A 19,611-nucleotide genomic window follows, 5' to 3' on the forward strand; every position below is an offset into this window, starting at 1 on the left:
ATGCTTCCTCGCTTTATTCCCGGATCACTGCATAGGGGCCGATGTGTTCTCCCGGTGCAATCGCTGCGTGACTGACCGTCGACAGCATCACAACGGCGCCCTCGCCGATCACCGCTTCCGTCAGGCAGCTGCCGCTGCCAATCAGCGCATCCTCGCCGATGATCACCCTGCCCTCGGTGACCACGCCGGGCTCAATCACCGCGTCCCGTCCGATTTGGGTGTCGCAGCTCAAATAGGTGTTTGCCGGATCCACAATCAGCGCCCCGGCCGCCAGCCAATAGGCATTGATCCGCCGCCGCATGATGGCCGCCGCCTCTGCAAGCTGCCCTTTTGAATTGACGGCCACGATGTCCTCAAAATCCGGTGTCGGATAAGACCCCACGGTTTTGCCGGCCCGCCGCAGGATTTCGATGCTGTCCGTTAAATAATATTCACCCTGGGCGTTGTTCGGTTGAATCGCTGCCAGTGCTTCGCGCAGCGCCGCCGCGTCGAAGCAGTACATCCCCGAGTTGATCTCAGTGATGGCCCGCTCTGCCGCGGATGCGTCCCTTTCCTCCACAATTTTCCGGAGCGCACCGCCGTCTTTGACGATGCGGCCGTAGCCCGTCGGATCGTCAAAATGCGCCGTCAGCACCGTCGCGGCAAAGCCGCCGGCCTCGTGCGCCTCGATAAGTCCCCTCAGGGTTTCCGGGCGCACCAGGGGGGCGTCTCCCACCAAAATCAGCACATTGCCGTCAAAATCTTCGATAAACGGCAGGGCCTGCGCCACCGCGTGACCGGTGCCCAACTGCTCGGCCTGTTCAAACGTTTCAATTGCATCCGGCAGCGCATCCCGCACGGCCTGCGCCTGATAGCCGACAATCACGGCAATCGCTTCAATCCCCGCCTGATGATTGGCGCGAATCACATGGTCCACCAAAGATTTGCCGCAGATACGGTGCAGCACCTTCGCGTGCTTAGAGCGCATGCGCGTGCCCTTGCCCGCCGCGAGAATAATGGTTTTTGTCTCTTTCATTGCCACCGACCTTCTCCTGAATTTAACGCTCTTTCATATCGTAAAAACGTTTCGTCCATAGCATCATACCGTTAAATCGCGCTCCTGTCCATAGGGTGAAGATGCAATTTTTGTTTTATCCCCCAACTGAGCGATTGGATATCCGCGATAAAAAAGGGAAGAGCTTTTGCCCTTCCCTAAAATCAGACTTCTGATTTCTGATTGCACACCGCCATCGCCTTAACGTTCCTAAAATGACGAGGTGTCATCCTCATAATCCACTTCCAATTCGATATCGTCGTCTTCAACTTCCGCTGCTTCCTGGTCGCGTACCGCTTGTTGATAGGCTTCAAGCACCGCATCCTGCAATTCTTTTCGCATTTCGGATTTGATGGGATGGCAGATGTCTTTAAACTCCCCATCCGGCGTCTTCCGGCTTGGCATCGCAATAAAGAAACCGTTTTGTCCTTCAATCACCTTGATATCGTGCACAACAAACAGATCATCAAAGGTCACCGAGATGATACCACGCATTTTGCCATCTGGATAAATTTTTCGTACTCTAACGTCTGTAATCTCCATGATAATGTCTCCCCCTTTGGTCTTGGCAGTCTGTGATGCTGTTGAATATAGTTTAACATAAACCTTTACACTTTGAAATACTTTTCATCATTTTTTTGTGAATGATCGCCGCAGCCGACAGCAACTGCGATTTGCTTTCAACTTTTATCACTGCTATAATGATTTCATCCATTTATTTGAAACTTAAAGGAGCATTTTCAAGTTGGAACACAAAAAATTAGATATGAAAGCTCATTTGAAAGAAAAATTTGGCCGCCCGATCCAAAAAATTTATTTTATCGGCATTGGCGGCAGCAGCATGAGCGGGCTCGCGCTTATCGCCATCGATCAGGGATTTGATGTGGCCGGATCCGACATCGTCTCCTCGAAGTATACCGAAAAACTCGCCGGCAAGGGCGCGACCATCCACATTGGCCAAAGGGCGGAAAACATCGGCGACGACATCGACATGGCCGTCTTTACCGCCGCGGTTCACGAAGATAATCCGGAAATGATCCGCGCGAACGCACTCGATATTCCCCTCGTCGAACGCTCAGACTATCTGGGCCTGCTATCCCAGGTCTTTCCCAAAACCATCGGGGTTGCCGGCACCCACGGCAAAACCACGACATCATCCATGATCGCCACCCTGCTGCACTGCGCCGAAATGGATCCCTCCGTGAGCATCGGCGGCAATATCGGCGTCATCGGCGGCAACGCCACTTTGGGCAAGAGCGATTACCTGGTGATCGAATCCTGTGAATACGTCGATTCCTTCCTCAAAACGGAGCATTTCATCGGCGTTATCACCAACATTGAAGAAGACCATCTCGATTATTTCAAGGGCGGCCTCAAGCAGATCAAACACTCCTTCCACGATTTCGGCAGCATTTTGCCGCCCGACGGTCTGATGATCGCCTACGGGGATTCTGACGACGTATTGGATGTGGTCAGCGATCTGGCCTGTCAGGTGATCACCTACGGCCTCAGCGACAAAAACGAATGGGTCGCCAGAAACATCACCTATAACGACGAAGGCAATCCCTTCTTCGACGCTTATCACAACGGCACGCTTTACGGGCGCTTTGCCCTGCGCATTCCGGGGCAGCACAATGTGCTTAACGCCATGGCCTGCATCGCCTGTGCCGATTACTTAAATATTCAGAAAGAAACGGTCGAGGAGGCGCTCGATCACTTCGGCGGTGCCAAGCGTCGGTTCGAATTTCGCGGCGCCGTTGGCGGTATCAACGTCTACGAAGACTATGCCCACCATCCGACGGAATTAAAGGTTGTGATTGACGCCTGCCTCAACCACGCCCACAATAAGCTGTGGGTGGTTTATCAGCCCCATTCCTACTCCCGGATTTATTATCTTTTCGACGAATTTGTCAAGTCCTTTGAGAAAGTGGACAAACTCGTCATCAGCGAGATTTATTCCAACCGGGAAACCAACGACTGGGATATTTTCCCAGAAGACCTGGCCAAGCGCATCAAACAAAATTACCAGGTGCCCGCCGTGGTGATTTCCGAGTTTGCCGATATCGTCAAATTCCTGACCGACAATGTGGAAGCCGACGATCTGGTGTTGGTGGCCGGCGCCGGCGACATCAACAAAGTGGCTTATATGCTCGTCGATGCCCTGCGTGAAAAATATCCCGACGCACCCTATAAAGCGGCGCAATCCTGATGGCTGCCACTCCAGAGAAAGAGGCGATCTGCCTCGTGTTAAGCGGCGATGCCCAGGGACCCTACACCATGGGCGTCGCCCGGGCCATCCGCAGCAAAAATCTGCCTTTGGCCCGGGTCATCGGCTCGGGAGCCGGCACTTTGGCCGCGGCTTTTATCGCCCAGGGGAAAGAAGACCTGGCCCGGAATTTCTGGTGCAGCCCGCTGGCAGGAGCTATTATTCACGCGGCGGAGACCATGGCCAAACGCTATGTTCTGGAATGGGCGGCCCTTGATTTTGATGTGTTCCGCCAGGCCTATATCCGCGCCTGCCACAGCATCGAAATCAACACCCTGCGCCAGCAGCTGTCAATCTATCTTTCCGAAGAACGGCTGCGGCGGTCGCCGGTCGCGCTTTCCTTTGTCACCGTACATCCCGAAACCCTCCTGCCGGTGTCTTGTGAACTATCGGCTGTTCCCGAAGGGCAATTCCTTAACTACCTATGGGCCGGTTTATTGATCCCGGTTTTTAAAACGCTTCCCGACGGCCGCCGGACTTATCTTGAAGCCGGATTTTTGAGCGTCATGCCGGCAACGCTGGCCTTAAAAGCGCCCGAGCCCCACCTTGTCGCCGTTGACTTCGCAAACGCGGACTTTCGTCAGAATCCGCACCATCGGCTGACGCTGATTCAGCACTCGGTTTATCTGGCGCTTTCGCCTGATCATGACACCGAGCGCTTCGCCCAGCAGGAAAATTGGGGCAACACCGACGCGTTAAAGGCCCTCTATTATCTTCTCGGCAATTTTTACAGCATCGACGCGGCCGGCGACCATCGTTTTTTCGACGCACTCACGGCTTTTCTCGGAACCCTGCCCGAAGATCCGACTTTAAGGCGTGGCCTCATAGCGGTTTTATCCCCTGCGGGCGCCAGTCGGGAGGCTATCGTCGGCGCACTGATGGCTGAACTGAATCACTCTGCCCTGCGGCGCGCCCCTCAGAAGATGGTTGCCCTGCTTGAGCTCACCGCCCGGGTGCTCGCCGTGCCGACGGCGCCTATCTACGCACCGGACGCTTTGATCCTCGCGATTTTGAATGCTCTGAACACCGCCGTGCGCCGCGCAGCGGATTCCTTCGCAACTAAAAGCTTCGGCGCTTTTTACACCCGGCTTTTGCAGGCGCCGGATGCCATATCGGCCGGCGATCTCACCCCGGAGATGCGCATCGCCGCCGTCATGGCCCTTTCGATTCAGGCCACCGCCGACCGAATGCGTGCATCCTAAAACCACACCGTGCAAAGGCGTGGTTTTTTAATGCCCTTTTTCGCCCAAGCTTCCCACGCAAAAAAGCAGCCGTTTTTACGCGGCTGCTTTTTAATTTAAATTGTTTTTTCGGCCGGCGACAGCCTCACCGCCTCGCCCATGGTGATAAAAAGCAGGTATTTTTCGGCCACGGGCCGGCCGGTAATCGCCGCCAGCGCCTGCTCATAAAAATCAATCTGTATCTGATAACGGGCGATCAAACGATCGCGGGCTTCCTGAGAATGCCAGCGGTCGGTTTTGTAATCCAACAAAATCCATCGGTCGTCTTCGATAAAGCAGCAGTCGATCATCCCCTGAAGCAGCACCGTCTCTTCACCGTAGATCGGATTGATGCGCCGCCCCGGCACCGCGAGGTTAAAGGGCAGCTCCCGCCTGCAGGTGACCGCCTGGAGCAGCCGTTTGCCGATGGGCGAGCCCATCAGCCGCACCACCGGCCGCAGATCCAGCGCCTTAACGAGCGCCGCTTCCAAAATGCCAAGCTCGGCCAGCCGCGCCGCTTCTGCCCGCACCGCATCCGCGATTTGCGCCGTGTCGCCGCCACAGGCCCTGATCCCGTCCAGGTCGATGCGCTGCAACAGGGTGTGAATGCCCGAGCCCAATTCGCTGGGCTGCCAATGCCGGAGACCCGCCGCTTCCATAAAAGCCGGCTTAGCCATCCGCTCGGGAATTTCAATTAAGGCGTCAGCTCCACGGTCCGGATTTTCCCGAAGATGTTCCACCTGGGTAACGGAAAGTTTGGACGGCGCCGGACGCCCCGCCGATTGATAATGCCAGCTTAGCCGCCGCTTGATTTCTTGAAGCTGTTTGGATGAAAGCTCCAGCTGCTGAATCGGCCGTTCCTGAGTCACAGCTTCACGAGTTGTCTCTTCTTCAATTTTAATTTTTAACGCCGGCGAAACGCTATTTTGAGCTGCTCCCGGACGATAACACGCCATCATCAGCCAATCCAAATAAGAGACGCCAGAACCTTGCCTGCCTTTTTTGAGATTACCAACCATGCAGGGTTTTTCCCATCGTTCTTTTTCTTTTTCCAAATCGGTGACGCTTCCAACCATGATGAGTTTCGCCATGGCCCGGGTCATCGCCACATAAAGCAATCGTATCTCTTCCGAAAGGCTCTCAGTTTTGACCTGCTCCTGCACGAGGGTTGTCGCCAGGGTATCGTGATAAAGTTTCGCGCTGGGATCAATCCATTTGGGACAAATCCCAAGCTTTTGATGAAAATGCACTTTCCCTGTGGCGTTCTTCAAATTGGCGCCTTTGCCACAGTCGGCCAGAAAAACAACCGGAAATTCCAAACCCTTGCTTTTATGGATCGTCATGATCCGGACAACATCGTCATTCTCGCTGAGGATGCTCGGAGTCATCACATCCCCCTGACGACGCTTTGTTAAAGGCTGCGCATAATCTGGAAATTGAAATACGCCATGAAGTGTCGCCGTCTGATAATCAGAAGCTCTTTGAAGCAAAACCCGCAAATTTTTCTGACGCTGTTCCCCGCCGGGCAGAGCACCCACCGCCGTATAATAGCCCGTCTCCAGATAAAGCCGCCAAAGAAAATCCGCTACGGATTGGGTGTAGGCAAACTTGCGCCAGCGTTCCAGATGATCTAAAAACATCCGGGCCTTTTGACCCAATGCCGTTTTGGTTTCAGCTGCAGCTTCAAGGCTTTGATAGAAAGGACGATTTTTCGCTCCAATTCGAATCGCCGCCAACTCTTCATCACTGAAACGGCCGATCGGCGAACGCATCACCGATAGCAGCGGCAGATCTTGCTGATAATTATCAATAACCCGAATAAGATTCAAAAAGACAATGATCTCAATCGATTGATAATACGAGGCACCGGCATCAAAATAGGTGGGAATCCCCGCGTCGGCCAAAATCCGAGCCACGGTCTCTCCCTTGCTGCTGACGCTGCGCATCAGCACACCGATATCCCGATAACGCAGAGGGCGGCTGACGCCTTCTTTGGCGATCCATTGTTCCTTGCCGACCATTTCATGAATCCGACCGGCGATGTATCGCGCCTCAGCTTCAATATGATTCGATGCCGAAGCCTGAAGGACGTGGAGTTCCGCCGGTTCCGCAGGATGCGTTGAATCCGCCAGGCCGCAGATCAGCGCAGCCTCGTCGTCGTAGGCAATTTCTCCCAGTTCCGGAGACATGATCCGGGAAAACACGTCATTTACGCAATCGATAATTCCCTGATTGCTTCGAAAGTTTTGGCCAAGGGTGATGAGGCGATCCGCCGCCCTTCCCTGTTTTTGAAACCGCTGATATTTTTCGATAAAAATCGTCGGGTCGGCCTGTCGGAAACGGTAGATGCTCTGCTTCACGTCCCCGACCATAAAATAATTATCGGCCCGGCGCACCCGGGATAAAATCGCTTCCTGAACGGCGTTGGTGTCCTGATATTCGTCGATAAAAACCTGGATGTAGCGTTTTTGAAGGGTTACGGCGATGGTATCGTTCGCCAAGATCGCCTGCGCGTAGCGTTCGATGTCGTGAAAGTCGAGCATTTCCCGTTCTTTTTTGAGCCGTGCAAATTCGGTATCAAATGCTTTTGTCAGATCAATCAGCGCCGTCATAGGCGCCGCCATTGCTTGAAGATCTTCCAACATCTCAGGCAGTGGCCTTTTAAATTGTTTCACTAAATCTTTGATCGGTTTAATCGTGGCAGTGCGCAAATCTTTAATTTTATTGCTTGTCTCTTTATCCTCTTTGCTCCCACTGTAGCTGTCAAATTTAAAAGTTTGGAGCGCTTGCTGAAATACCTGCCACTCATCTGCGAGATGATTTTTTAAATCCAAAAGCTTATCCAGATCCTTTTGCAGGCTGCTCATTGGTTTTTCAAAACCCGGATAGTCTGCAATCATCGATTGTATTTGTGTGATCTCCTGGCAAACAGATTCAATGAGAGATCGAATTGATGCTTTTTGGGCTTCCCCCCAGGCTGACTCTTCAAAACTTTCCGGCGCCACTTTTAACTGGTCAATCGCCTTCTGGCACCAGCTGTCGGGATCTTTCAGTGTTCCCAGAAAACGCCATAGATCTAAAACGAGCGTTCTTAAATCTTCGTCTCCTTTACTGTCGCCATAGGCATCCACCAATTTTGAAAATGCCGTTTCCCCGTCTTCGGGAATTTCCAGGTAACGTTCTTCAAAAACCGCCGTCATCGCCTCGTCTTGAAGGCGATCCAACTCGACGTCATCCCCGATACGGTCATTCGGATCGGCGTCGACTTCCTGAAAAAATTCCCGGACCAAATCACCACAAAAAGCGTGAATGGTTTCGATTGAAGCGCCGGACAAACGCCGCAGCTGATTGGAAAGGCGGCGTCTTTTGTCCGCATCGGTGCAGGCCATCAACGCTTCGCTTAACGCTGTGCTTAGACGCTCCCGCATTTCGCCCGCAGCCGCCCGGGTGAAGGTCAGTACCAACAGGGAGTCCACATCGACGTCTTCATCAACCACCAACCGCCGAATCCGCTCAATCAACAGAGCGGTTTTGCCGGAACCGGCCGCAGCTGAGACCAAAAGATTTTGATGGCGGCTGCTGATCGCCGCTTCTTGTTCAGTCGTCCATTGCATTATCTTGCTCCTTTTGATCCTCTGCTGCTTCGGTTGTTAGGGCCGTCGCTTTTTCGATTAACGTTTCCCGTTTTACCTTCTCAAATTGACGACAGGCCTGGCGATCAATTTGGGCATCGTAACCGCAAATCCCCCGATAATCACAAAATGTGCAGGAAGAATCATTGCCCAGTTTGTAAGGCCGCACGCCAATATCGCCGGCCAGTATTGCTTTAGCGCCTTCTGTAACATGATGCTCCGCAAAATGAATCAAAGCTTCAAAATCCTGTTCTGAAAGTTTACGGTCGGCTCCCGAATTAAAAACTTGTGACGCCCTACCAATGTCATCGTCTAAGGCATTGATTACTCGTATATCATTTAAAAAATAGCCTTGCAGTTTCAATTCAGAAATTTGTTTCTTAAGGATTTCATCTTTACTTATTGAATTTTCTTCCACCATCGGGTCGTCCATTTTAAAATAAAAGGCGGCGCCCGGCAGGGCTGCTTTTTCCTTTTCGCCGCAAACCTTTAAACCGATTCCCATATAAATGAGGAGCTGAAGGGACAAGCCGTAATAAATTTCCGCCGCGTCCAAATCGTGAGCGCTGCTTTTATAGTCGATGACCTTGACAAAGGTATCCTCGCCGTCGGAAAAGCTATCGATGCGATCCACAAAGCCGCGAAGCTCAGCCGCCTTCCCATCGCCGCCGATCGTCAACGGCTCTTTGAAAAAGTGCTCACTGTCCCGATAGACAAAGGTTCCCTTGGCCAATTGTGCGCTGAGGGCGGCCAGAGTCGTTTCGCCAATGCGCCGCAGTTGTCTTCCCCGGTAGCGAAATTGTCCGCTGCTGTCAAAAACCGCATCGTGGGTGTTCTGAATCAAATCGTTAAGAAACGTTTGGATCAAAGCCCCCCGCTCTTCTGCGCTTAGAGTGTCCAGTGTTTGATCATAGGTCTCCGTCCATTTAAAAATGCGTTCAATCAGTGTGTGCATAATATTCCCCATATCCGGTGCCGTGACTTCGTAAGGAATCACAAGCTGGGGGCGCAGACCAAAGGCGACAAATTGTGCAAAGGGGCAGGCGTTAAACTTTTCAACCCGGGAGACACTCAAATGCAGGGGCTTTTCATAAAGGGTTGTCGCTGTCGCCGGCGATAAGGACGCGTCCGTTTCGAAAAACCCAGGCGTGCTCAAAGACGGATCCAAAACCGAGGCTACTGCCGCGCTCACTGGATCGTTATCTTTGGATCGCAAGCACAACGTATTAATCGTTGCCGGGGTGCCGGTGATCCAATCCAAATCCCATTCATCCTGGCGGACAGACGACCGCACCTCAAGATTCGGAAAAACTTTCATTAAAGTCCTCACCAAAGATGACCGGCGGATCGCCTTGCCATCCGCATCATTCATGCTATAAGAGCAATAAAGTCGTTCCGTCACCCGGGACACTTGCATATACAGCACGGTTAATTCGCGATTTTGCAAATAGGCACGATTGTTTTGCAGTGCCAGTCCGGCATCCTTGATTCGGGTTCGTTCCCAATCTGTCAGCACAGGAAATTGATTCTGTTCCGCCGGCAGAATACCTTCGTTGGCACCAAGAATCATAAGGATTTTCGTTCCATCGCTCCGGCTGCGAAGAGCATCGGTGATTGCCACCGTATCCCGCTGTTTTGGCAAAACACCGATATGATACGTTTCAATCCCGCTACGCAAAATATCAATAAAAGCAGGGAAATCATCGTCCGCTTCACCAAGTGCTATGTTGATTTGGTCAAACACGCCCATAAGGATATTCCAGATTTGATTATTAACCGCCGCCCGTTGATAGTCCCCGTTGTCCATCGCCTCCGCTGCCATCGTATCCAGTTGAACCGGAATATTCGTCATTTCCAAAAAATGCACCAAGGTTTCGATCCGCTCCCGATGACAGCCAGCTTCCTGCATTTCTTTTTTAAGGGACATCAGCGGCGAAAGTAATCGATCTTTTACCTGATTCAGGCTATCCAAATCCCAAAGATAACGCTTATCTTTTTGACCGTTTCGCCCGTCCCGAAAGCGATTTTTCTGAAAAGGTTTTTGCCAACGCCAGCCTTTAATCCCAAAAGTCTGGGCATAATTATCCAAAGCCATAACCTGTTCCGGCGTCAATCCCGAAAACGCAGTCTTGGCGTAAGCCATCACTGAATCGCCGCCCAAGTGGATGCGTACTGCATCTAAAGCCGCAAAAAGAAAAGCCACAAGGGGATGATTCATGACCGGCTCAAGTCGATCGACAAAACTGGGAATATTGTACATCGCCAACGCCCGGGCAATCTCACTTCCCATCGTTTCCGGGCTGCCAACCAGAATCATAAAATCCTCATATCGATAGCCTTCGTCTCTCGTTAACCGGATAATCGTCCGGGCCGCACACTCGGCCTCATCCCATAAATCACTGCAAACGTGAAGATCTATGTGCTCCGGCACTTTTTCCCAGGGCTGCGGCGTCAAAGAAAACCATTCGTATTCAAGCCAAGTCAGTTCAGGATCTAATGGCGACTCCGGATCAACCGCCATCATTTTCAGTTCACTTCCCGCGGCTTTAGTCCTTTCCGATAAATCGGCAAACGTCTGCCGAACAATTGCAAAGACGTCTTCATCCGCAGCGGTCGGGTCTTCATCCAGAGGCAATGTGATCGTCAGCTTTTGGGCGCGGTCGGCAATGGCACCGACAATTTCAAAATCATTTTTTGAAAAAGTATAAAATTGATCCATCCAGACCTGAGCATCTTTTAGAAAATTAGCCTGCCGAATTTTTTCACTCAAAAGCCGGGAGCGGTCGGTCTCGTCTAAACGATCGTTCCCCAATGATGCTTCGTAGGCATCCAAGATCAATTCCGTATCTTTCAGCTTTCGCGTCAGCAAACTGCCTTCAGGCATTTCAGACAAAACCGCCTGCAGATCATCGTGGGTAAAACCATTTTCCCGGAGTTCCCCAACAAAGGCCTCCATATCGTTAACGAACCCCCGCCGGCCGACACTCTTCCCGTAAATCTGCAGTTCGTCGCGACTGCTCAGAATGCTTTTGGTCAGCAGCATGCGCCGGCCGTGATCGTCGATAAAATGGGCGGTCGCCCCGCCGACCTCCGAAAAGACACGGGCGGCCAGCCGATCCAGGCTCATCACCTCCACGCCCATCAGGCCGCGCATGCCCGTCGCTTCGATCAGCCCGCGCTCCGCGCTGTAGGTAAAGGATTCCGGCACAATTAAAAAACAGCGGTCCGCGCCGGCTTTCAGCGCGTGGTAAATCTGCCGATAAACAATCTGCGTCTTTCGCCGGGCCGAACCGGCTCCCCGTCCCGTTATGAGTCGTATGGTCATCAAAACGCCCCCTATTTTTGTGCTTGTCAACATGCGCGCCGCCTTCTTAAACGAGGCGTCGCATCTTTGTCTCGTGTTTTTTATTTATTATAGCATAAGACGCCGATGGCCATCGGCTATCCGGCGCGCGTCAAACGGCCGGCGGAACGTCATTCTATCGCCTATGCGCCAAATCCGGCCTATACGATTCAACCCTGAAACGCTGGTTTTTTCCTGATTTGCGCCAAATTATTATCTCTATTTCAATTGAAAAGGCTTTACATTTACAAATGCTTAATGTATAATTAAGAGCGTGAAAGGGAATCGCAAACGACGTGCAACACGCCCTGGGAGGGAACGTGCTGCAGGGACAATGCAATTCTATTTTAACATCATTATTTTATAAGGGGGATGGACAATGATTCCATATTTATCCGAATTTATCGGTACCGCCATGCTCGTTCTCTTAGGGGACGGCGTTTGCTGCGGTCAAAATCTTGAAGGAACAAACTGGAAGGGCGCAGGCTCTGTTCATACGATCATCGGCTGGGGTCTCGCCGTTGGTCTGCCGGCTATGGCCTTTGGCGCACAGTCCGGTGCTCATTTCAACCCTGCTGTTACTCTCGGAATGGCCTGCATCGGCAACTTTGAATGGTCTATGGTTCCGGGTTACATCGTTTGCCAGATGCTCGGCGGCTTCGTCGGCGCCATCATCCTGTGGCTCTATTACAAACCGCAGTTCGATGCGACCACCGATCCGGGTACTATCAAGGGTTGCTTCTGCACAGCTCCGCACATCAAGAACACGTTCTTTAACTTCTTGTCCGAATTTATCGCGACGTTCTTCCTGCTGTTCTTCATCCTGACGATTCCTGCCTCTGTCGGCGCTGCCGGTGCTTCCGCTTTCGTCGTCGACCTGATCATCATGTGCGTCGGCTATTCGCTGGGGGCCACCACCGGGTTCTCCATGAACGCAGCGCGTGACTTTTCGCCGCGTCTGGCCCATGCCATTCTGCCGATTCCGAACAAAGGCGATTCCGATTTCAGTTATGCCTGGAACGCAGCCATCACCCCGATCCTCGGCGGTATCTGCGGCGCTTTTGTCGGCCAGATGGTCGTTGGCTGGCTCTAAAGCCAACCTGCTAGGTTTAATCGCTGTCTTATCGGCTTTCGGTAAAACTTTATTATTGCGACCTTTCACACGCAGAAAGCTGCTCGGTTTTCCGAGCAGCTTTTTTATTGGCGCCCTTTTTCCTATTCACCTTGATAGCCGTTATTTTGGCGCAGCAAAAAGCCGACAGTCACCTGCCGGCTAAAATAAGGAAAAGAAATGAAATGTTCGAAGCGCTGGCTTCAAACAATTGACGTTGCTATTATAACCAAAAGCCGGCGGCTCTGCAAGCCCCGGCTTTTATTTTTTCGCATTTTTCCGTCTCCTTATCCGAGACGGATTCTGTTTAAAATCCGCAATCAAACGGTTCACCTGATCGTGCACCGCAAGGCAGAAGTCCCGCGGATTCCGGTCCTGCCAAAAATGCGCCGCAATCAGCTCGCAGGAAAGGACGTGCCAGCCGACGGCATCCAGCTGCGCCATCACATCCGGCAGGGGCAAAAATCCCTCGCCGGGAATCCAATGTCGGTCCAGATGGCCATCATTATCTGAAAAATGCAGGGCCTTGAGGCGGCTGCCGTAGTCTTTCAGAATGCGCCCCCGCCCACATGGCAACATATAGTCGTGAGAGACATCGTAGCACAAGCCGAAATGCTCCGCATCGATAGCATCGAGCAGCCCTTTGAGCAAAAATTGCCGAGTCACATTTTCCACCGCGATGTCGACCCCGTATTTTTCACCGGCGTCGGCCAGTTCCGAGAAAAAAGCCCGTCCGTTATCAAAAGCGTAAGGGCCCAGCTCGAAATCGACGGTGTGCACCACGATCGCCGGCACAGCAAAACGGGCGCAATCCGCCACATAGCCGATAAGACGGTCAAGGTATGCACGGTTTTCGGCCGGGGGGTTCTCCCAAATGCGGCTGTATCCCATATAGGGCGCGTGAAAATTGGTAATGCCGAGATGATGGCGCGCCGCGAGCTCCGGAAAACGCTCCTTGGGAATGCGCACCGGGGCCGTCTCGTCCTCCCAGGAAAGCATCACTTCATCGAAGCCGGCATCGCGGATGGCCGCCAGCCGCTCCTCAAGGGGCATAAAATAGCCGAACCAGGCAAACATGCTGGTGGTCCAGTCCTGCGCCGGTTCGGTTTTCTTTGATTTAACCTTCATTTTTGAGTTTGGGAATGTGTTGGATATAGGGCGGATAGAGCACGCCCTTTTCCGTAATGATGGCCGAAACATTTTGATGCGGCGTCACGTCGAAGGCCGAATTTTCGAAGCGGATGCCCTCTGGCGCCGTCTGCACCCCGGCGAAATGCCCAACTTCATTGGGCTCGCGCTCCTCGATGACGATATCGTCCCCGGTCATCATCTCGAAATCGATGGTCGAGGTCGGCGCCGCCACATAAAAGGGAATGCCGTTCTCCCTGGCAAGTACCGATACCGAATAGGTCCCGATTTTATTGGCCACATCACCATTTCGGGTGATACGGTCCGCTCCGACAATCACTGCGTCGATTTTACCCTGGCGCATCATCCAGCCCGCCATATTATCGGTGATCAGGGTGACGGGAATGCCATCCTTGTGGAGCTCGTAGGCGGTGAGCCGCGCGCCCTGCAAAAGCGGACGGGTTTCGTCGGCATAAACGGAAATCTGTTTCCCGGCTTCGCAGGCCGCGCGAATCACCCCGAGGGCCGTGCCGTAATCCGCCGTGGCCAAAGCGCCGGCATTGCAATGGGTCAGCACCGTATCCCCCAGGTGAAGCAGCGCCGCTCCGGCTCGGCCCATGGCGCGGCACATGGCGATATCCTCGGCGCAAATCGCGTCGGCTTCGGCCCTAAGCGCCACATAGGCATCCTGCCCGGCAGTAAGGGCCGCCTTCAGGCAGGCCTCCTGCCGGTCGACGGCCCAGAAAAGGTTGACCGCCGTCGGCCGTGTCCCCCGCAGATCGTCGCAGGCCTGCTGCATGCGTTCGGCAAAATCCGGGCGGCCGGCAAATTCCCGGGCGGCCAAAGCCACCGCATAACCCGCCGTCACGCCGATGGCCGGCGCCCCGCGCACCACCATGGTCACAATGGCGTCGCACACGTCCCGGTAATCGGTGTAGCTGCGGATGACTTCCCGGGTGGGCAGCAGGGTCTGGTCGATCAGTTTTAACGCTTCGTCTTCGAAATAAACCGGCCGCATTATTTTCTCCCAATTCTTTCAATCATCCGGAAGATAAGGGCCTTCATTTTCTCCGTGTTTTCGGTCAGCACCTTCATCACCATTTCGTTTGTGACCGGCGGAATGTCCGGGTTGTCCTTAAGTCCGGCGTCGTAATCCGTCACCAAAGCGATATTGACCACCGGCAGATTTTTTTCCTGGCAGAGATAGGCCTCGGGATATTGGGTCATGTTCACGAGATCGCCGCCGATCGTCGCAAAAAATTTACTTTCCGCCTTGGTGGAGAAGCGCGGCCCGTTAATCACCACGGTGGTGCCGCCGTCGCGCATGGTGTGCCCCATGCGCGCCCCTTCTTCCAGAGCATACTGACGCAGCCTTTCGTCATAGGGCTCGGCAGAACTCAAATGCTCAACTTTCGGGCTTTCATAAAAGGTGTCTTTGCGGCCGGCCGTCATATTGATGTACTGATCGGTGACGACAAAATCGCCGGGCTTGTAATCTTCTCGCAACGAGCCGACACAATTCGCCGAGATCACCGCTTTAACGCCGAGCTGAGCCATCGCGTCCACATTGGCACGGTAATTCACTTCGGCGGGGCTATAGATATGCCCCTTGCCATGGCGCGGCATAAAGGCGACCTTCTTGCCGTTCACCTCCAAAAGGCTGACGGCCTCTGACGGTTTGCCATAGGGCGTGTCCGCGTCGACCCGGCGGTATTCATCACCAAGCTCATACAGTCCGGAACCGCCGAACACACCAATATCTGCTGAATAATACATGTCGTTCTCCTTTTCTCTCTTTAAAAAACAACGGCGGCGACGTATAAGCGCCGCCGCTGTTCGCTGCCATTTAACGACAAAATTAATAATTCTTTTTCCTGCGCCAGGCGCCCTTTTCATACTGGTCACCTTCGCCGATATCGGCTTTAAAGCCCAGCCATTTATAGCGGGTGTCGTCATCCCCTTTCAGATCGTTGGGGTCCGCCGGCGCTTCAGAATCCGGTGCCTGCGCTGCCGATGCCGCCGGGGCTTCAGACGCGGCCGCTTCAGTGCTCGGCGCCGCCTCCGAAGGCTCCGGAATGTCTTCGCAAATCACGTCCTGGGCGGTTTCAAAAGCATCGTCTTCATAGGATTCGGCCGCCTCGTAATCCTCGACCGCTGGCTCTTCCGTTTCGGATACCACGGCCTGGGCAATGGCCAGTGCCGCCCCCAGCACATCCTGGGAGGCCTTTGGTTTGAGGCGTCCCTTTTTCCTCGCCGGCTTGGGCTTCGCCACACGGCGTACTTTCCTGCGGACCTGCTGTTTTGGGGAAGATTTTTCCTCCGGCTGAGACACCGGTGAAACCGCCTCGGCAGCCGGCTCTGAGGTCTGCACCGCCGGCGCAGGTGCCGGTTGCGGCGGAGCCTGAGCCGGTATCGGCGGTTCCGGCGGCGCAGAATGGCTGCCCGGCGGATCGGACAACACCGTCGCACCCTCACTGCCCGGAGCCACATGCTCCTGATGCTGCCGTTTGGTCACAGCTCCCTGCAGGGTTTCCGCCAGCAGCTGCATCACCTGGGCATCTGAAGCCTCCGGCATGGCCTTGCGAATGGTGCGCTCGAGCTCCTGGCGAATCGTCGCCAGCCGGTCAAACTGGATGTTATTCCCCTGGCTCTCATCATCCGGCGCTGTGGCACAGGCTGGCTGGGGTGACGGTTCTTCCGATGCGGCGGCTTCTTCCGTCACGTTAAACTTGGGAATAGGCCGCTCGCGCATCAGGGCTTCCGCTTCCTCCACCGGCCGTTTAAAGCCGAGCCATTTGTATTTGGGCTCGCCGTTTTCATCCAATGCTTCGGCATTTTCTTCCACCGGCTGCGGTTTCAATGCCGCTTCCGGCGCGCTGGGCTGCGGCGACGGGGCGACGCGGTCGCCCTCGGGCTGCGCATCCGCCGCGTATTCCGGCGGCGGCCCGGGAAATTCAGCATCGCCCTGAGCCCAGGACCGGCTTTTCACAAAATCCCCGGAGCTCAGCGAATTGTCTTTAAAGCCCAGCCAGCTGCCGTGATCGCCTTGCACGGCTTCCTTGGCCGAAAGCTCCTGAGCCTGATGATCCAGCCAGCTGTCGAGCCGCTTGGCCTGGGGCGCGTCTTCTCCGCCTAAAATGGTCTGCCCCGCTTTGAGATAGCTCTTCTTCGCATCGGGAAAATAACTTTTAAGCTGCTGCATCGGAATCTTTTCGTTGGTCATCACCCCCATCAGGCAGGCGATTTTTTCCGGCAGATGATTGTCGGACGGCCACGAAAGCAACATCCCCACTTCAAACTTCGCAATGGAATCCGCGTCGAGCCCCAGCGATTCCATCGAAAAGCGCATTAACTCCGAATGACGGCAGCGTTCGTGATTTTGCTTCGCACATTTGATCCCCGCCGCTTCGCAGATGTTGCAATTCCCGGGGCGCAGGGTCATCGCGTTGGAATAATCCTTCTCGATTTCGAGCAGGTCCCGCCAGCTTTCGGTGTTCATGCGCGCCTGCACCTCTTCGATATAGTTTTTCGTGCGCACCACCCCGGTAATGGTCTGCTTGTGCTCCTTGGGCACGGCGTATTCCCGCCCGACGACATAAAGGTATTGGAATTGCTCGAGCAGCAGTTTCTCGTTAAAGCCAAACTCGGGGCAGGACCAGAATTTATTATATTTGGAACATCTCAGGCATTTCCCCCGGGCTTTGCGCAGGGAAAAATAATTCTCAATGATATCGTCCATCAAGAGCGGACCTGATGAAAATTTATGGGTGTATTCCATGGACTCACCTCTGGAATAGTCGGCCGCAGCCGCATTCAGCGTTCTTTGATGACGGAGCGATTTTATCGCCCACTTTAACCAACTTATATTATAGTGAATTGTGCGCCCGGACTCAACACAAGATTTTGTTCTTTAAGGGTAAGTTTTACGCGTGCTCCGTTCGCTTTTACAATTATAACTTTTCTTGACGCGGATCACATCCCCTTGCCGCATTTTTCCCGATCCGAACGGGCCCGGACGCGCGTTTGGGAGAGCTCGCATTATACGCGTAAAAAATGCAAATTTTATCTGAATTTCGATCCGTTTCAGGTATAATAAAGACGATGTTTTAACATCCATTGCACACTGCACTAAGAAGCTGAAAGGAGTCTTGTGAATGGAATATTCTATTGAAGTCAAAAACATGTGTCCCGTCGCCAGCAACGGCAACCACGGACCCGCGCCCATCCCCGAAGAGGGCCAATGGGTTCGGGCGAAAGAAATTAAAGATATTGCTGGCCTGACCCACGGGATCGGCTGGTGCGCCCCCCAGCAGGGCTGCTGTAAATTAACGCTGAACGTGAAGGAAGGCGTGATTCAGGAGGCGCTGGTCGAAACCATCGGCTGCTCCGGCATGACGCACTCCGCCGCGATGGCCTCCGAAATTCTGCCGGGCAAGACCATTCTGGAAGCCCTGAACACAGACCTCGTCTGCGACGCGATCAACACGGCGATGCGCGAACTCTTCCTGCAGATCGTCTACGGCCGCACCCAGACCGCCTTCTCAGAAAACGGCATGCCCGTCGGCGCCGGCCTCGAAGACCTCGGCAAGGGGCTGCGCTCCCAGGTAGGCACGATGTACGGCACGCTTCCCAAGGGGCCCCGCTATCTCGAAATGGCCGAAGGCTATGTCACCCGTCTCGCGCTTAACGACCGCGACGAAATTGTCGGCTATGCCTACATCAATCTGGGCGTGATGATGGCGGCGATTAAAAAAGGCGTCGATGCCAACGAAGCCCTCAAGCAGGCTTCGGGCCAGTATGGTCAGTTTGACAATGCTGCGAAAACCATCGACCCGCGGGAAGCGTAAGGAGGCACAACATGGCTTTATTTGAAAGTTACGAAAGAAGAATCGACAAAATCAACCAAGTGCTCGCGGATAACGGCATTGCTTCCCTGGAGGATGCCAAGAAAATCTGCAACGATAAGGGCGTCGATGTCGCCGGCATTGTCCGCGGCATCCAGACCATCTGTTTCGACAATGCCTGTTGGGCCTACACGATGGGCGCGGCGCTGGCCTTTAAACGCGGGGTGACCACCGCCGAGGAAGCCGCCGCCGTGATCGGCGAAGGGCTGCAGGCCTTCACCATTCCCGGCTCCGTCGCCGAACAGCGCAGGGTCGGCCTGGGCCACGGCAATCTGGGCGCCATGCTTTTAAACGAAGACACCGAATGCTTCGCCTTCCTCGCCGGGCACGAGTCCTTCGCCGCAGCAGAAGGGGCCATCGGCATCGCTCGCTCGGCCAACAAAGTCCGTCAAAAACCTCTGCGCGTCATCCTAAACGGCCTGGGCAAAGATGCAGCGCTCATCATCTCCCGCATCAACGGCTTTACCTATGTGAAGACAGACTACGATTACTTCACCGGCGAGCTGCATGAAGTTGCCCGCACGGCCTATTCCGACGGGGAACGCGCCGCCGTCAACTGCTACGGTGCCAACGACGTGCGTGAAGGCGTCGCCATCATGCACAAAGAGGGTGTGGATGTCTCCATCACCGGCAACTCCACCAACCCGACCCGCTTCCAGCACCCGGTGGCCGGCACTTATAAAAAGGAATGCCTCGAACAGGGCAAGCGATACTTCTCGGTCGCTTCCGGCGGCGGCACCGGCCGGACCCTCCATCCGGACAACATGGCCGCCGGCCCCGCGTCCTACGGCATGACCGACACCATGGGCCGCATGCACTCCGACGCGCAGTTTGCCGGCTCGTCCTCCGTGCCGGCCCACGTCGAAATGATGGGCCTGATCGGCATGGGCAACAACCCGATGGTCGGCGCCACCGTAGCCGTGGCGGTTGCCGTCGAAGAAGCGCAGAAATAAATCAAAGTTCTCGGCCGGAAT

13 protein-coding genes are annotated in these 19,611 nt (G+C 54.2%); 5 read left to right on the plus strand and 8 right to left on the minus strand.

All coding sequences use genetic code 11. The annotated features are described in order from the left end of the window. Window positions 1-13: 13 nt before the first annotated feature. Both HMPREF0721_RS05350 and spoVG read right to left on the minus strand, forming a co-directional pair. Entirely contained in the window at window positions 14-1,015 is a 1,002-nt protein-coding gene (locus tag HMPREF0721_RS05350) for a bifunctional UDP-N-acetylglucosamine diphosphorylase/glucosamine-1-phosphate N-acetyltransferase GlmU (RefSeq protein WP_050786966.1), read from the minus strand. Window positions 1,016-1,243: 228 nt separating this feature from the next. Next, a complete protein-coding gene (spoVG, locus tag HMPREF0721_RS05355; protein WP_006598588.1) occupies window positions 1,244-1,576 on the minus strand; it encodes a septation regulator SpoVG in 333 nt (110 codons plus the stop codon). Between the two features lie 202 nt (window positions 1,577-1,778). On the opposite strand from spoVG, the gene murC reads away from it, so the two are divergent. Together murC and HMPREF0721_RS05365 are read left to right on the plus strand one after the other, a co-directional pair. After that, the gene (gene murC, locus HMPREF0721_RS05360) at window positions 1,779-3,242 is read left to right on the plus strand and encodes a UDP-N-acetylmuramate--L-alanine ligase (protein ID WP_242821856.1); all 1,464 of its coding nucleotides are present in this window, start codon (window positions 1,779-1,781) and stop codon (window positions 3,240-3,242) included. Continuing rightward, a complete protein-coding gene (locus HMPREF0721_RS05365) occupies window positions 3,242-4,501 on the plus strand; it encodes a patatin-like phospholipase family protein (protein ID WP_006598591.1) in 1,260 nt (419 codons plus the stop codon). Before murC ends, HMPREF0721_RS05365 begins: the two co-directional genes overlap by 1 nt. Before the next feature lie 95 nt (window positions 4,502-4,596). On the opposite strand, the gene addA is transcribed toward HMPREF0721_RS05365, so the two are convergent. Next, window positions 4,597-8,133, minus strand: coding sequence for a helicase-exonuclease AddAB subunit AddA (addA, locus tag HMPREF0721_RS05370; protein ID WP_006598592.1), 3,537 nt, complete (start codon window positions 8,131-8,133; stop codon window positions 4,597-4,599). After that, window positions 8,117-11,476: a PD-(D/E)XK nuclease family protein gene (locus tag HMPREF0721_RS05375; protein WP_169310214.1), complete on the minus strand. Its 3,360-nt coding sequence runs from the start codon at window positions 11,474-11,476 to the stop codon at window positions 8,117-8,119. Before HMPREF0721_RS05375 ends, addA begins: the two co-directional genes overlap by 17 nt. A gap of 397 nt (window positions 11,477-11,873) precedes the next feature. On the opposite strand from HMPREF0721_RS05375, the gene HMPREF0721_RS05380 reads away from it, so the two are divergent. Then, a complete protein-coding gene (locus HMPREF0721_RS05380; protein WP_006598594.1) occupies window positions 11,874-12,587 on the plus strand; it encodes an MIP/aquaporin family protein in 714 nt (237 codons plus the stop codon). Between the two features lie 279 nt (window positions 12,588-12,866). Here the strand turns inward: HMPREF0721_RS05380 and HMPREF0721_RS05385 are convergent, their stop codons facing one another. The 4 genes from HMPREF0721_RS05385 to HMPREF0721_RS05400 form a co-directional block, all read right to left on the minus strand. After that, window positions 12,867-13,733: a sugar phosphate isomerase/epimerase family protein gene (locus HMPREF0721_RS05385; protein WP_006598596.1), complete on the minus strand. Its 867-nt coding sequence runs from the start codon at window positions 13,731-13,733 to the stop codon at window positions 12,867-12,869. After that, entirely contained in the window at window positions 13,723-14,751 is a 1,029-nt protein-coding gene (gene mtnA / locus HMPREF0721_RS05390) for an S-methyl-5-thioribose-1-phosphate isomerase (RefSeq protein ID WP_006598597.1), read from the minus strand. Before mtnA ends, HMPREF0721_RS05385 begins: the two co-directional genes overlap by 11 nt. Beyond that, window positions 14,751-15,509, minus strand: coding sequence for an MTAP family purine nucleoside phosphorylase (locus HMPREF0721_RS05395; RefSeq protein WP_040639935.1), 759 nt, complete (start codon window positions 15,507-15,509; stop codon window positions 14,751-14,753). The genes mtnA and HMPREF0721_RS05395 overlap by 1 nt, the downstream gene beginning before the upstream one ends. Before the next feature lie 82 nt (window positions 15,510-15,591). Beyond that, window positions 15,592-17,511 carry a DUF2284 domain-containing protein gene (locus HMPREF0721_RS05400; protein ID WP_040639936.1) on the minus strand — a complete coding sequence of 640 codons (1,920 nt, stop codon included), beginning with the start codon at window positions 17,509-17,511 and terminating at the stop codon, window positions 15,592-15,594. Window positions 17,512-17,887: 376 nt separating this feature from the next. Between HMPREF0721_RS05400 and HMPREF0721_RS05405 the strand changes: the two genes are divergently transcribed. Both HMPREF0721_RS05405 and HMPREF0721_RS05410 read left to right on the plus strand, forming a co-directional pair. Then, entirely contained in the window at window positions 17,888-18,580 is a 693-nt protein-coding gene (locus HMPREF0721_RS05405; RefSeq protein WP_006598600.1) for an iron-sulfur cluster assembly scaffold protein, read from the plus strand. 11 nt (window positions 18,581-18,591) lie between these two features. After that, entirely contained in the window at window positions 18,592-19,590 is a 999-nt protein-coding gene (locus HMPREF0721_RS05410; protein WP_006598601.1) for a GGGtGRT protein, read from the plus strand. The last annotated feature ends 21 nt before the right edge of the window (window positions 19,591-19,611 follow it).

The sequence above is a fragment of the Pseudoramibacter alactolyticus ATCC 23263 genome (assembly GCF_000185505.1).
Classification (GTDB): domain Bacteria; phylum Bacillota; class Clostridia; order Eubacteriales; family Eubacteriaceae; genus Pseudoramibacter; species Pseudoramibacter alactolyticus.

Bases quoted from the DNA above. Each gene is read 5' to 3' on its own strand.
- HMPREF0721_RS05350 (WP_050786966.1), bottom strand. From the start codon at position 1,015: ATGAAAGAGACAAAAACCATTATTCTCGCGGCGGGCAAGGGCACGCGC.
- spoVG (WP_006598588.1), bottom strand. From the start codon at position 1,576: ATGGAGATTACAGACGTTAGAGTACGAAAAATTTATCCAGATGGCAAA.
- HMPREF0721_RS05365 (WP_006598591.1), top strand. From the start codon at position 3,242: ATGGCTGCCACTCCAGAGAAAGAGGCGATCTGCCTCGTGTTAAGCGGC.
- addA (WP_006598592.1), bottom strand. From the start codon at position 8,133: ATGCAATGGACGACTGAACAAGAAGCGGCGATCAGCAGCCGCCATCAA.
- HMPREF0721_RS05375 (WP_169310214.1), bottom strand. From the start codon at position 11,476: ATGACCATACGACTCATAACGGGACGGGGAGCCGGTTCGGCCCGGCGA.
- HMPREF0721_RS05380 (WP_006598594.1), top strand. From the start codon at position 11,874: ATGATTCCATATTTATCCGAATTTATCGGTACCGCCATGCTCGTTCTC.
- HMPREF0721_RS05385 (WP_006598596.1), bottom strand. From the start codon at position 13,733: ATGAAGGTTAAATCAAAGAAAACCGAACCGGCGCAGGACTGGACCACC.
- mtnA (WP_006598597.1), bottom strand. From the start codon at position 14,751: ATGCGGCCGGTTTATTTCGAAGACGAAGCGTTAAAACTGATCGACCAG.
- HMPREF0721_RS05395 (WP_040639935.1), bottom strand. From the start codon at position 15,509: ATGTATTATTCAGCAGATATTGGTGTGTTCGGCGGTTCCGGACTGTAT.
- HMPREF0721_RS05400 (WP_040639936.1), bottom strand. From the start codon at position 17,511: ATGGAATACACCCATAAATTTTCATCAGGTCCGCTCTTGATGGACGAT.
- HMPREF0721_RS05405 (WP_006598600.1), top strand. From the start codon at position 17,888: ATGGAATATTCTATTGAAGTCAAAAACATGTGTCCCGTCGCCAGCAAC.
- HMPREF0721_RS05410 (WP_006598601.1), top strand. From the start codon at position 18,592: ATGGCTTTATTTGAAAGTTACGAAAGAAGAATCGACAAAATCAACCAA.